This is a genomic window from Alteromonas sp. ABH4_454 (assembly GCF_056311775.1).
This window is the reverse complement of the sequence record NZ_CM149972.1, coordinates 468,419-481,437: the sequence shown is the minus strand read 5'-3', so window position 1 is coordinate 481,437 and position 13,019 is coordinate 468,419. Positions and strand designations below refer to the sequence as shown.

The 13,019-nt window shown below is 44.6% G+C and carries 13 protein-coding genes; 10 read left to right on the top strand and 3 right to left on the bottom strand.

Annotated elements, in window-relative coordinates; all coding sequences use genetic code 11:
• The 6 genes from ACYX4W_RS02100 to ACYX4W_RS02075 all read left to right on the top strand — a co-directional run bounded on the left by ACYX4W_RS02100 (position 1) and on the right by ACYX4W_RS02075 (position 7,359).
• The gene (locus ACYX4W_RS02100) at positions 1 to 1,005 is read left to right on the top strand and encodes a YeiH family protein (protein WP_474803993.1); all 1,005 of its coding nucleotides are present in this window, start codon (positions 1 to 3) and stop codon (positions 1,003 to 1,005) included.
• A gap of 52 nt (positions 1,006 to 1,057) precedes the next feature.
• A complete protein-coding gene (locus ACYX4W_RS02095) occupies positions 1,058 to 2,371 on the top strand; it encodes a sulfite oxidase (protein WP_476075430.1) in 1,314 nt (437 codons plus the stop codon).
• Between the two features lie 138 nt (positions 2,372 to 2,509).
• On the top strand, positions 2,510 to 2,815 hold the full coding sequence (locus tag ACYX4W_RS02090) for a hypothetical protein (RefSeq protein WP_474809201.1): 306 nt from the start codon (positions 2,510 to 2,512) through the stop codon (positions 2,813 to 2,815).
• Between the two features lie 150 nt (positions 2,816 to 2,965).
• Complete coding sequence (locus ACYX4W_RS02085; RefSeq protein WP_476074528.1) at positions 2,966 to 4,048, top strand: methyl-accepting chemotaxis protein; 1,083 nt, start codon at positions 2,966 to 2,968, stop codon at positions 4,046 to 4,048.
• Between the two features lie 76 nt (positions 4,049 to 4,124).
• Complete coding sequence (locus ACYX4W_RS02080; RefSeq protein WP_476074527.1) at positions 4,125 to 5,630, top strand: sensor histidine kinase; 1,506 nt, start codon at positions 4,125 to 4,127, stop codon at positions 5,628 to 5,630.
• Between the two features lie 154 nt (positions 5,631 to 5,784).
• Positions 5,785 to 7,359, top strand: a complete 1,575-nt coding sequence (locus ACYX4W_RS02075) for a methyl-accepting chemotaxis protein (RefSeq protein WP_474804000.1) — start codon at positions 5,785 to 5,787, stop codon at positions 7,357 to 7,359.
• A gap of 33 nt (positions 7,360 to 7,392) precedes the next feature.
• Here ACYX4W_RS02075 and ACYX4W_RS02070 read toward each other — a convergent pair whose 3' ends face one another.
• From ACYX4W_RS02070 to ACYX4W_RS02060, 3 genes are all read right to left on the bottom strand, one after another.
• The gene (locus tag ACYX4W_RS02070; RefSeq protein WP_476074526.1) at positions 7,393 to 8,721 is read right to left on the bottom strand and encodes an ABC transporter permease; all 1,329 of its coding nucleotides are present in this window, start codon (positions 8,719 to 8,721) and stop codon (positions 7,393 to 7,395) included.
• Positions 8,721 to 9,524 carry an ABC transporter ATP-binding protein gene (locus ACYX4W_RS02065; RefSeq protein ID WP_476074525.1) on the bottom strand — a complete coding sequence of 268 codons (804 nt, stop codon included), beginning with the start codon at positions 9,522 to 9,524 and terminating at the stop codon, positions 8,721 to 8,723. Before ACYX4W_RS02065 ends, ACYX4W_RS02070 begins: the two co-directional genes overlap by 1 nt.
• Before the next feature lie 246 nt (positions 9,525 to 9,770).
• On the bottom strand, positions 9,771 to 10,058 hold the full coding sequence (locus ACYX4W_RS02060) for a YebG family protein (protein ID WP_476055573.1): 288 nt from the start codon (positions 10,056 to 10,058) through the stop codon (positions 9,771 to 9,773).
• Between the two features lie 260 nt (positions 10,059 to 10,318).
• Between ACYX4W_RS02060 and ACYX4W_RS02055 the strand changes: the two genes are divergently transcribed.
• The 4 genes from ACYX4W_RS02055 (at position 10,319) to rplI (ending at position 12,881) form a co-directional block, all read left to right on the top strand.
• A complete protein-coding gene (locus ACYX4W_RS02055) occupies positions 10,319 to 11,560 on the top strand; it encodes a GAF domain-containing sensor histidine kinase (protein ID WP_476074524.1) in 1,242 nt (413 codons plus the stop codon).
• A 201-nt stretch (positions 11,561 to 11,761) separates the two neighbouring features.
• A complete protein-coding gene (gene rpsF, locus ACYX4W_RS02050) occupies positions 11,762 to 12,163 on the top strand; it encodes a 30S ribosomal protein S6 (protein WP_014951120.1) in 402 nt (133 codons plus the stop codon).
• An 11-nt stretch (positions 12,164 to 12,174) separates the two neighbouring features.
• The gene (rpsR, locus tag ACYX4W_RS02045; RefSeq protein WP_012519954.1) at positions 12,175 to 12,402 is read left to right on the top strand and encodes a 30S ribosomal protein S18; all 228 of its coding nucleotides are present in this window, start codon (positions 12,175 to 12,177) and stop codon (positions 12,400 to 12,402) included.
• A 26-nt stretch (positions 12,403 to 12,428) separates the two neighbouring features.
• Complete coding sequence (gene rplI / locus ACYX4W_RS02040; RefSeq protein WP_012519953.1) at positions 12,429 to 12,881, top strand: 50S ribosomal protein L9; 453 nt, start codon at positions 12,429 to 12,431, stop codon at positions 12,879 to 12,881.
• Positions 12,882 to 13,019 lie beyond the last annotated feature (138 nt).

Sequence of the window (13,019 nt, the reverse complement as noted above, 5' to 3'; positions counted from 1 at the left end):
ATGAATGACATAGCAGTAAAATGTAAAAACATTTGGCCTGGACTGGGTATTGCCACCATCACGGGCATGGCGGCCTTGTTTTTAAGTGAGCACTACAATGCCCCTGCTATGTTATTCGCATTATTGTTAGGCATGGCGGTTTCGTTTTTATACCAAAACGATACGCCATGCGCTTGCGGTATCGATTTTACCGCAAGTACCTTGCTTCGCGCGGGTGTGGTTTTACTGGGCTTAAGAATAGCCCTAGGTGACCTGGCAGTGCTAGGTTGGCAAACAGCGCTCATGCTCGCTGGCGCCATTTTTACTACCATTGTTTTGGGCGTAGTCTTGGCAAAAGCGCTAGGACTTCAAAAACGCTTTGGTGCACTAACCGGCGGCTCCGTCGCTATTTGCGGTGCGTCTGCTGCGCTAGCCATCTCTACAATACTGCCAAAGGGCGAGAACCACGAGCGAGATACATTACTTACCGTTATTGGTGTAACGGCTATGTCTACTATCGCCATGGTGCTTTATCCCATAATCGCGGGGCAGTTAGGTATGTCAGATACCGAAGCTGGTATCTTTCTAGGCGGTACAATTCACGATGTAGCGCAGGTAGTAGGGGCTGGTTACTCGGTGTCAGAAAGTGCAGGTGATATGGCGACCCTTACCAAGTTGGTTCGCGTTGCCATGCTCATGCCCGTGGTACTGATTATGATGCTTGTGATAAAAAGATTCTATAAAGCCAGTACTCAAGCAGAGGGCGGTGAAGTACCTAAAATGCCGCTTTTCCTCATCGGTTTTATTGCACTAATGCTGCTCAATAGTTTTGTAACGTTACCTGAATTTTTGATTGAAGCAGGTACGCAGGTTTCTCGTTTCTTTTTAGTTGTTTCCATTACTGCAATCGGTATGAAATCAAACTTAGGCAAGCTTGCCGAAGTCGGCATGCTTCCCATAGTCATGGTAGTGGTTGAAACCCTGTGGATTGCACTGCTCATTCTTGGTTTTCTATACACCATGTAAAGGCATTTCATCATTTTACGGCAGCACGTTTTAAACATAAGTCGATTGTACTATTAAGGTGGTCTCAGTGAAAAAACACGGTCTTCACGAACTTTATGCCAAAGACCCTGTAAAAGCCGATGAGCAGGTCTTTCAAAGAACCAGTGATAAGCTAACCCGCCGAGGCTTTATCAAAGGTTTGAAATCACTGTCTTTGTTACTCGGTGCCGAAGTGGTGTACGGGCAATTTATGCCAGCGGGGCTCATTCCTGCAGCATTTGCGCAGGCCGACACGCCTTTTTCTATTAAAGGTAAAGACGGTTTAACCATACTCAATGACAGGCCATTAAACGCAGAAACGCCAGCACACCTATTGGATGACGCAGTCACACCTGCTTCGCGTTTTTTCGTTAGAAATAACGGTATTCCCCCGCAAGCACCAGATGCAAACAGCTGGACGCTTACTATTGAAGGGGAGTCTGCAGCACAGTCAAAAACCTTTACCCTTGAAGAACTAAAAGCTCAATTTAAGCATTACACCTATCAGCTAACGCTTGAGTGTGGCGGAAATGGGCGTGCCGAGTTCTCACCGGCCGCTACCGGTAACCAGTGGACAACGGGAGCGGTAGGCTGCCCACGCTGGACGGGTGTAAGGCTAAAAGATGTTTTAAAGGCCGTGGGTGTTAAAGATGATGCGGTTTACATTGGTTATTACGGTGTCGATCAGCACTTAAGCCGAACACCGGGCAAGGCGGCGATTTCGCGAGGCGTGCCCATCGAAAAAGCGATGGAAGATGAATCTTTAATCGCTTGGGCAATGAATGATGAGCCGCTTCCTTTGATGAATGGCTACCCACTGCGACTGGTATTTGGTGGCTGGCCTGCATCAACGTCAGGTAAGTGGCTTAAGAAAATTGTAATTCGAGACCGCGTACACGACGGTGCAAAAATGCTGGGTAAAGCCTATAGGATGCCGTGTAAACCTGTAGCGCCTGGCGCGAAAGTTGCCGACGAAGACATGTGTATTATTGAAGCTATGCCAGTTAAGTCGCTTATTACCTTTCCAAAGTCTGGCAGCGACCACTCTCTTAAAGAAAAGCTAACCGTTCGGGGACATGCATGGAGTGGTGAAGGCAAAATTGCCAAGGTGTTTACCTCTATTGATTTTGGCCAAACTTGGCAGCTTGCTCAGCTGAACGCACCGGCAAACAGACACGCATGGCAGCAGTTCAGCACGCAGATAAACTTCCCCCAGCAGGGCTATTACGAAGTATGGGCTAAAGCACAAGATGAGCATGGAAAATCACAGCCTATGGTGTTACCTGGATGGAATCCAAAAGGGTATTTAAACAATGCCTGTCATCGTATCGCTGTGCGTGTGGTGTAGGTATATGAGTACGAGATTTTATGTATGTTAAGCGGGGCAATTGATATGGCTAGCATAATGGTTCGATTTATTGCCCTAGTAGGAGTCCTTCATCTACCCGTTGCAGAGGCCGATATTGAGACGAATAATACGAAAAGCATGACAAATTCATCAAAAGAGCACGTGCAGCCTGCTGTGGATCCCCAGTCAGGCCTCGTAAAAGCAGAAGGATTTAACTTAGTGTTAGCCCATTGCAGTGCCTGTCACTCGACTTCTCTTATTACTCAGAATGCCATGAGCCGTGAAAGGTGGCTTGAGACTATCCGCTGGATGCAAAACACACAGAAGCTGTGGTCACTGGGTGAGGCAGAACCAACGATATTAGATTATCTATCAACCTGGTATGGCCCTAAAAAAAGCGCTCGTCGTGCGCCTCTACCACCTCATTTACTGCCTGCAAACTAAAAGCAGAGATAATAGTTTAATTTATCCCCTCAGTTTTATAATTTTCTGCCGATAATCAAACAATAACGCTACTTCAGACTAATGGCTAAGACGATATAACCTCTGTTAGTCTGAACAAAATAACTCTATAAAAATTATTGGTAACTAAACATGTTTGTATCACGCAGCAAATTCGAAGAAAAAGAAGCGCAAGTTCAACTATTAGAAAAACGACTTCAAGAAACGTTAGACAGGGTGTCTTTGCTTGAAGCCGAAAATGCAGAGCTGACTACCGCTTTAGAGATTGCCAAGCACGAAGATGTTTCATCTGCCAATGCCACAGTGGTTAAATGTTTAGTAGATTCACTGTCACAGGTTGAGGGCGTTCGCGAAACGGTTTTACATTCTTACGAACGCATTAATGCCGAGAGTCAGTCTATTGTTGATATAAATGATTTATTTAGTGAATCGGCCTCTACATTGAGCAAGATTGTATCTGACATGAGCGGCCTGAATGTTCAGATGGGAAGTATGAGCGAGCGTATTTCTGGTCTGTCTACTACAGCTGACAATATCAATAAGTTTGTAACCACTATCACCAGCATTTCTGATCAAACTAATTTACTTGCCTTAAATGCAGCGATTGAAGCGGCCCGTGCAGGTGATGCTGGACGAGGCTTTAGTGTTGTAGCTGACGAGGTAAGAGCACTGGCAACTGAGACAAATAAGTCTGCTACAGAAGTATCAGAGCTTGTAAACGGTATTATCCAATCAACATCGAAAGCGGTGTCAGGTGTTAATGAACTGCGTGGTAACAATGAAGAGTTAGAAACAGGCATTAACCAGCTTAATAGCAGTTACGAGACTATGGTTCAACATTGCGACAGCATGAAGACCACCATTAGCGAAGGCGCAATGGCTACATTCATTCAAACTGTAAAATTAGATCACGTGGTGTGGAAAGCAGGGGTTTATGAGGTGCTCTGTGGCTTCAGTAACAAATCAGCAGCTGACTTTAGCGATCACGTTAGTTGTCGTTTAGGACAATGGTATAATGAAAATTCAACTAATCCTATAGGTCAGACGACAGCCTTTAGAGAGATTGAAGCGCCGCATGCAAAAGTGCATAGTAGTGGTGTTGCAGCAATAAAAGCTAAACAAGCGGGTAATATTGCAGAAGCAGATGCGAAACTGATAGAAATGGAACAGGCGAGCGAGCGTGTAATGATGCTTCTTGATCGCTTGGCCGGTTAAAACTATCAAGCGCTGAAGCACACAGAATAAAGCGTGCTCTTATAATTGACGGGCACGCACAATGGAGGGCTTTAAGGTGAGTGAAACATCGTATTCCACCGAAAACGAACGTATTCGTGCGCTTGAGGCCCGTGTTAATTCGCTAGAGCGACAGCTTAAACGCCAAAAAGTTGCACGCAAAAACGCTGAATCTTTCCTAGAAACCTACTCCCAAGACGCCTATCTTGCCAATCAAGCATTACGCAAAGCACTCAAAGACTCTAAACAAAGAGAGCGCGAGCTTCTTTACCTTAATCGAACAGCATCCCAACTTACACAAGCGACATCCGGGGAAAGTTACATATTTTCGGCCCTTGAATCTGCCGTAGAATTTAGCGGTGCGTTTTGCGGCAAAGCTTTTACCGTAAAAGATGGTGAACTCATCATTGGTAACGATGACAGCGTGCTGGTTCAGGGGCAGGGCTGGATTACGTCCCCCGCGTTAGCGCAATTTATCAAGCAGGAAACGCCACTAGATTTACGAGAAAGCTATTCCCATTGGTGTGTTAGTGCAGTAATACAGCCGGAAAAAGATACAGAGTCTCGCTTACTTCACTTTATGCATGAAATGTCGCGGGGGGAATATACGTGGCTAGTATTATTGACCAAAGACGATAATTTGGAAGAAGAAACTCTTTACGTATTAGATACCACGAAGCATTACCTCAATATCACGTCTCGATACCAAAATAAGAAAAGTGAACTAAATACTAGGCAAGTAGAACTGAGTAACGTGAAAAAGGACCGGGATTTCCTTGAAGAAAGATTAGTCAGTGCTGATAAAATGGCTATGCTAGGTCAGCTAGCCGCAGGTATCGCTCATGAAATTAATAACCCTATTGGTTATGTGCGAAGTAATACTGTCGTTGCAAAAGATATTTTTAACGACTATCAGCGTGCGCTTGAGGAAATAGGTAGTCTTTGTAAAAAAGCAGGTGGTGAAGTTGCCGCGCATTTTATGGCGCTTGAAAAGCGTTTTTCCCTTAAAGACAGTGCGACCGAAATTGCGGAAATGTTTGATGAGTCTCATGAAGGTATTGAGCGTATAATCGAAATTGTGAAAGCGTTAAGAAGCTTTTCTTATCCAGGCTCGGGCAAGCACTCTGAAATTAGCGCTATCGAAGCCATGAATACAGCGATTAAGCTCACCAATAATTTGCATCGTTATCGCAATACGGTGCGCTTTGAAGTACCAGAGGAAGATGCCTTCTTTAACGGTAACTCAGGGCAAATTCAGCAGGTGCTTGTAAACTTCTTAACCAATGCGATATATGCCACGCCGGTAGGGAAAGGCATAACACTAAAAATACAGAAGGAGGCTGGCAGTGTCTGTCTTATCGTTGAAGATGAAGGTATGGGCATGTCAAAAGAAACGCTTAGTAAAGTGTTCACTCCGTTTTTTACTACCAAACCGCCAGGTGAGGGCACAGGGCTGGGTATGTCAATTTCCATGACCATTGTCGAGGAGCATAATGGCAGGATAGATATTGTCAGTGTTGAAGGCAGAGGCACAAAAGTGTCAGTCGTACTGCCATTGGTCTAAAGTATAGAGTGCTTTCCTAGCTATCTGATAAAACATAAAATTTCTCTAATTTTTTGCTTAAGCTAGACAGCGGCTGTTTATGTTCTAGTCTTATGAGAAAGCAAAGATTCTCTGCTTTAAGGACGAACGCTTTGCAAAATGGAGAAAGTATTCAATGAGAAATAACCAGCCTGTTACCCAAAAAGAGTATAAATTTCCCCCTCACCACCGCCTTATTTCGTCAACCGACAAACGTGGTGTTATTCAGCATTGTAACAATGAGTTTGTGGAAGCGAGTGGTTTTACCCGCGAAGAGTTAATAGGCAAAAACCATAATTTAATTCGTCACCCCGATATGCCAGCCCCCGTGTTTAAGGAAATGTGGCGTACTTTAGAGTCTGGACAAAGCTGGCTGGGATTAGTAAAAAACAGAAGGAAGAATGGCGATCACTACTGGGTTTCGGCATTCGTGACGCCCGTTTATGAAGGTAAAACAATTGTGGGGTACGAATCTGTTCGAGTTCCTGCGTTAAATGATGAAATTGCCAGAGCTACAAAGGTTTATGAAAGAATAAGAGCAGGTAAATCGCCGGTATCGCCAGCGGTTCGTATTATACAAATGCTTTCGCATTTAGCACCATCATTAATATTCAGTGCGCTAATGGTTTTGATCTTGGCGTTTACACACGGCGCTGTTGCTGCTGGCATAGCGCTACTTGGCGCTATTATTTTGATGTTGGCTCAACAAACTAACGCCAAAAAAGATTGGCACGGATTACTTGCGCTTAGCCCTGAAAGCTACGCAAATGAAACGGTGTCACAAACCTACTTTTCTGATCCGCCTCATATAAGCCAAGCTAAACTCGCGCTAGGCTGTGAACTTGCAAGAAATCGCACAGCGTTGACTCGAATACAAGATGCGTCAGCGGGTCTTGATAATATAGCTAATGCAACCCATCACCAGGCTGAAAGTACTAGTGCTGCGGTCGTGCAGCAAAACCAAGCTACTCAGCAAATAGCGTCTGCCGTGACGCAAATGAGTCAGGCTATACAAGAAGTGGCTGAGCGGGTTGAAGGAAATGCGAAAAGCGCAAAAACAGCCGCAGCTAATGTAGAAACAGGTAACCAAAAAGCTGAACAAGCCATGCAGGCAATTGTTGCGTTGCGCGAGGCGGTTGAATCAATTTCAACAACAGTAACCGAGTTAGCTCAGTCAACCAGCGATATAGGTGAAGCGGCCAATATTATATCCACCATTGCCGAGCAAACTAACCTGCTAGCGCTTAACGCTGCCATTGAGGCGGCAAGAGCCGGTGAACAGGGAAGGGGTTTTGCGGTTGTTGCCGATGAAGTACGTACATTGGCTTCAAAAACGCGCGAATCAACCGACAAAATCCACAATATCATTAGTGAATTGGCTGAGCGTTCTGATCGCGCCGTGCGGGTATCTACAGAAGGGCTAGCTTCAGCAGAGCACGGCAGCATAATCGTGGAAGAAACGCGGGGGGCATTATTTGAAATAAATAACGCGGTGAAAGGCATTGCTGATGCTACCGTAGAGATGTCTTCTGCTGTAGAAGAGCAAAGCACAGTAGCGGAACATATTAACCAACAGTTAGTAGAAGTGGCTGATGGCGCGTCTGAAACTCAGCGTTCCTCAGAGGCATCGCTAGCAGCGAGCCAAGATTTGCGCGCTACGGTAAATCAAGTTCACGAGCTTATTTTGCGCTTTAGTACAGACAAGGGGTAGGAGAGTAGCCCTCTCCCCCCGTGTGGGTTGCGCCTAGTTCGTATTGAGGCCAGCATGTAAGCCGCGTTTATAGGCAGCAACGGCTGGGAACAGAGAAACTAAGTAGGTGCACCCTAATATAAGCAAAATGATAATAACGCTGCTTTGCCCAAACAGTGGACTACTCAAAAACAATCCATAGGTACTGCTTAACCAGGGTTTTAGTACGCTCATAAGCCCAGCCACCAAGCCTAAGCTTAGTACGGCACTCAACATAGTAAGCAGCATAGCTTCAATTTGAATAAGTAGCAGTAGGGTGAAAGGCCCTGCTCCTATGGTACGTAAAACAGCGATTTCTTGATAACGCTCACGCATAGTTGCAAGTAGCATAGTCGCTAACCCAATTAGCGCGCAAATGACGATAAGACCGGAAAGACCAAGCAATAGCGACTCTACATTTCCCATAATTTGCCAAAGCTCAGCGAGCGCCATACCCGGTAGTATCGCCATAAGCGGCTCTTTTTTACTTTGGTTGATTTGATACTGCAGCTGTAGCGCTGTAACGCGATGTTTTAGCCCAAGCATCACAACTGATACCGACTCTGGAGCAAAGGCTTCGCTGTTGTAAGTCTCATGCTTACCGGTATGCTCGCCGTGCTCGTGCTCGTGCTCGTGCTCGTGCTCGTGCTCGTCTTCGATGGTTTTATTACTCGATTTACGGCCTAACATTGAGGTGGGCGAATGCTTAGGCCCTGTGTGGGCCTCTTCAAGTCCCTGCAAGGTGACATACACAGCCTTATCCACCGGGGTGCCCGTTTTATCTAAAATGCCGGAAATAGTAAAAGGGTGATCGTCGTGATTATTGAATGAGACACTGCCTAAGCCGTGAGAAATAATAATCTCATCACCCACTTCATATCCCAATGATTCCGCTATATCAGCACCAACTACCGTAGATAGCGGTTGTGTAAATGTCGCTCCATCAGATAGCTTTAGTGACTGCATGTCACCGTATTTAAAGTGGTCAAAAAAGCTGTTGGTCGTACCTACCACTCTAAAGCCTCGGTGAGTATCACCTAAAGAAAGTGGAATGAGCCACGACACCTGTTTGTTAGATTTAAGTGATGCAACACTCTTATATTCAATGCCCTTAGTGGGTGTTCCTATATTAAACACCGACGACAATAGCAGGTTAAGCTGGCCGCTCGGTGCGCCGACAATAAGGTCAACACCTGACACTGTACGCGTAAAGCTGGTTTTCACTTGGCTGCGAATTATATCAACGCATAAAAGCAAACTAATGCTGATGGTAATGCTTAACAGCGTAAGTATTGCCGTTGTTTTTCTGCGCTTTAGACTTTCAATAGCAATAGTACTTAGCATTACGCACGCTCCTGTGCTTGCTCAATGCCACCGAGTGAGGATATTGCGTGGTTCGAGTTTGGGCTCAATTCACTGATACTGCAATGACGGTCAAAATAGCTCTCCATGGCTTTATCATGGCTAACAAAAATCATGGTGCTCTTACCTGCAACCTCTTTTAACAACGACATAAAGCTATCTCGCGCATCGCTATCTAACGCCGAAGTTGGTTCATCAACAATTAATAACTGTGGGTCATTAATAAGCGCTCGGGCTATAGCTACCCGCTGCTGCTGGCCAATACTCAAAGCATCTGCCTTCGCATGTAGTACCTGTGAAGGTAGTTGTAGCTTGTCGAGTAAATGGAGAAGTTTATCTTCTCCCGCCGTTTTAGTTGTTTTACTACTTGCGAAGTACACCGCAGCGTTAATATTTTGCGCCACAGAAAGATACGGAATAAGGTTGAACTGCTGAAAGACAACGCCAATATTGCGTGCTCTAAACTTGTCTCGCTGACGGTTTGATAAAGAAGAGAAAGGCTGCGACAACAAAGTTATGTTGCCTTGGGTGGGTGTCAAAGTACCGCATAACAAATTAAGCAATGTACTCTTTCCGCTTCCCGAAGGACCTGAAAGAAAAACATGTTCACCTTGTGACACCTGCCACGCTTTTATGTCAATGACGGGCGGGCTTTCTTTAGTGTACGAAAACTGTAAATTACTTACTTGAATTGCTGGGTTGCACTCTTCTATCAATGCGTTGTGCTTTTCAGACACTGCGTTGCGCTGGGAATGAGTGCTATTGTTTTTATTGATGGTGTTCACGCTAAGCCCGACCTGTATTTACGTCTTATATTCACATTAGCAAAGGCGGTACCTTGTTTCTTATTTGTTTTCCTACTTATTCAATCAGCTAGAAGCAAGTAAAGAACATAGCACCGCTTAAAAGTGATGTTATCAAATAACATCACTTTGCAAAGACATGTTATCAGAACTTACGCATTTAAAGCGGCAGTTGCTCTCACTTATTGTTCATCATAACGACATAGAGGGCGAGTCGAGCTTACATTATCAGCCGTTGGCCTGTAATTTTACTACTTCTGCGCTTTCATCTTCTAATACGCTTTCTGCTGTAGCGCCTTTAAATATTTTGCCGACTTTATCTTTGTTTTTCGCCAGCATGATTGTGAGTTCTTCAACCACGCTATCGTCTAGTTTAATGCCTTTAGCATGAATATATTCAGCGAGGTTATCTGCTGCATCGAGCATCTTATCGAACTGATCCGCTTCTTTTTTGTCGGTAGTTACCAATTTTTCTACCCCTTTGTGCGTAACAACATACTGTGTGGTAATGGCCATGGTAGGTCCCCTGTTTATTAAAGACACAAAAACTGTACAGTAAAATACTGTATAAATAAACAGTTTTGAGGTGATTTTTTCATTATTACAGGTAACATTGCCGAGGTTTGTACTTTATTATAAGTTGGTAGCTTCAATTGCGTTTGAATTTAAACTTTGCGGAAGCAGCAAATTAGTAAGGTATTTCAGCGTCCGAAATACCTAGAACAGTAGAAATATAGCGTTAATTAGCACGCTCTCGAAAAAGGAACTCTAAAGTTATGGTAGCGAGCAAAGCTGTTCAGCAAGACATTCAAGCTATAGACGCAATCGATGCTATACCTAATATAATGCAAATATTAGCCAGTAGCTTAAATTTGCGTTTCATCTGTGTCGCTAGAGTCACAGAAGAAGCATGGACGATGTGTGCCGTGTTGGACAACGCTGAGTTTGGGTTAACACCTGGCGATCATTTAGAAATTGAAACCACTTTTTGTAGAACCGTAAGGGCGAGCAAACAACAGATAGTCATTAATCACGCCTCTGCTGATAGTAAATATTGTGATAATCCCATTCCTATTATGTCTGGCTTTGAGAGTTATTTTTCTTACCCTATCTATGATGCAAACGGTGAGTTTTTTGGAACGCTTTGCGGTCTAGACCCAGAACCTAGGGAGTTACGTAGCGAACTTGTTCACGGGCAAATTAGTGCATTTGCTAAGCTTATATCTAGTCAAATTTTATTAAAAGACCAAATGGAGCGTTCACAGGCTCAGCTAACCGATGCAAGAAATATTGCCCGCCTTCAAGAGCAGTATATTGCTATTTTAGGCCACGATATTCGAACTCCTTTATCGTCCATTCAAATTGGTATCAGCTTTCTTGACGACATAATAAAAGACAGTCAAATAGCCAGTACGGTTCAAGTACCTGTATTCAAAGCTGTATCGAGAATGAAGAATAGTGTGCAGAGGATGACGCGTTTAATTGAAGATGCTATGGACTTTACTCATAGCCGTATGGGCGAAGGGCTACCTGTGAAAATGGCCGAAGCAGCTAGTTTAGCGCAACAGTTGAATTATACGGCTGAAGAGCTAGCTACTGCTTATCCTAATTGCACTATCAGAACACATATCGATATTACCGAGCAGTTGGTCTGTGACGAAAAACGGGTGTGTCAGCTTTTATCTAATTTATTGAAAAACGCTCTGGTTCACGGCGACCAAGCGCATCCGGTATATGTGAAAGTCATCACCAACCGAAACGATTTCATTCTCAGCGTGCAAAATAGCGGCACACCAATACCTGATGAGTCTAAGGCGCGTCTTTTTCAGCCTTTCTGGCGTAAAGAAAGCAGTGCAAAAAACGACGGGCTAGGGTTGGGGTTATTTATCGCATCAGAAATTGCAAGGGCGCACCAAGGTTCGCTGAGCGTGACTTCTGATTTTAACGGCACAGAATTTACCCTTTGCTTTCCTTTAACCCGTGTTTCTTCTATTCCATTTGAAAGCGTTTCGCAATAACCGCGAAGCGCTATTGATACAAGCGCTGTCAATACGAGCTCTGTCAATAATAGTAAGCGCAAAAATAATTGCCAAAGTTGATTAATGCTTGTGCAACGATGTTTGTGTGCGTATAATGCGCGCCCTTACAGCCATCCCAATTCGTTCCTTGTCTCCATACAGTCGGCTGTACTGTCGAGGCTACAACCGTAAGGAGCTATAATGCGTCATTACGAAATCGTATTTATGGTTCACCCTGATCAGAGTGAACAAGTACCTGGTATGATCGAGCGTTATACCACAATCCTAAAGCAAGACGGTGGTCAGATTCATCGTTTAGAAGATTGGGGCCGTCGTCAACTGGCTTACCCAATTGAAAAGCTGCACAAAGCCCACTACGTACTAATCAATGCTGAAGCGTCTGCAGAAGCTGTTGATGAATTGGAAAATGCTTTCCGTTTCAACGACGTGATCCTACGTAACATGGTTATGCGCACTAAGACTGCTGTGACTGAGCCTTCTCCAATGATGAAAGAAGAGCCTCGTCGTGAGCGTCGTGACGATTCTGCTCCTCGCCAAGATCGCGCGGAAAAGAAAACTGAAACCACTGAAGACAACGCTTAAGGAGATCACCCATGGCTCGTTTTTTCAGACGTCGTAAGTTCTGCCGTTTCACTGCAGAAGGTGTGACTGAGATTGATTACAAAGATATCGCTACTCTTAAGAACTACATCACTGAGAGCGGTAAAATTGTCCCTAGCCGTATTACTGGTACAAGCGCAAAATATCAGCGTCAGCTGTCTTCTGCGATCAAGCGCGCACGTTTCCTTGCGTTGCTTCCGTACACTGATTCACATAAGTAATTTGGCGAATATAAGGGTTAGCTAAGATGAATATCATCCTACTAGATAAAATCGCCAACCTTGGCGGCCTGGGCGACCAAGTGACTGTTAAGTCTGGTTACGCTCGTAACTTCCTTTTCCCACAGGGTAAAGCGGTTCCTGCAACTAAAGACAACGTTGAAAAGTTCGAAGCACGTCGTGCTGAGCTTGAAGCGAAAATTGCTGAGCAACTAGCTGCTGCTAACGCACGCGCTGAAAAAGTTGCTGAGCTTGCTGAAGTTACAATCGCAGCTCCTGCTGGTGACGAAGGTAAACTATTTGGCTCTGTTGGTACTCGTGACATCGCTGATGCAATCACTGCAGCTGGCGTTGAAGTACAAAAAGCAGAAGTTAAACTACCTACTGGTACTCTTCGTGAGACTGGTGAGTATGACATCGACTTACAACTTCACTCTGACGTTATCACTTCAATCAAAGTGATCATCATTGCTGAAGCGTAATCGCTGACGTATTTGAAAAAGCCGCTCCTAGAGCGGCTTTTTTTTGCTCTAAATTTTTGTCCGATACTTAAGAGCAATACCAATCCGCATAGATGATTGCCCACCCAGAGCGCTGGCAAGTTTCCTAGCAAAGCGTGG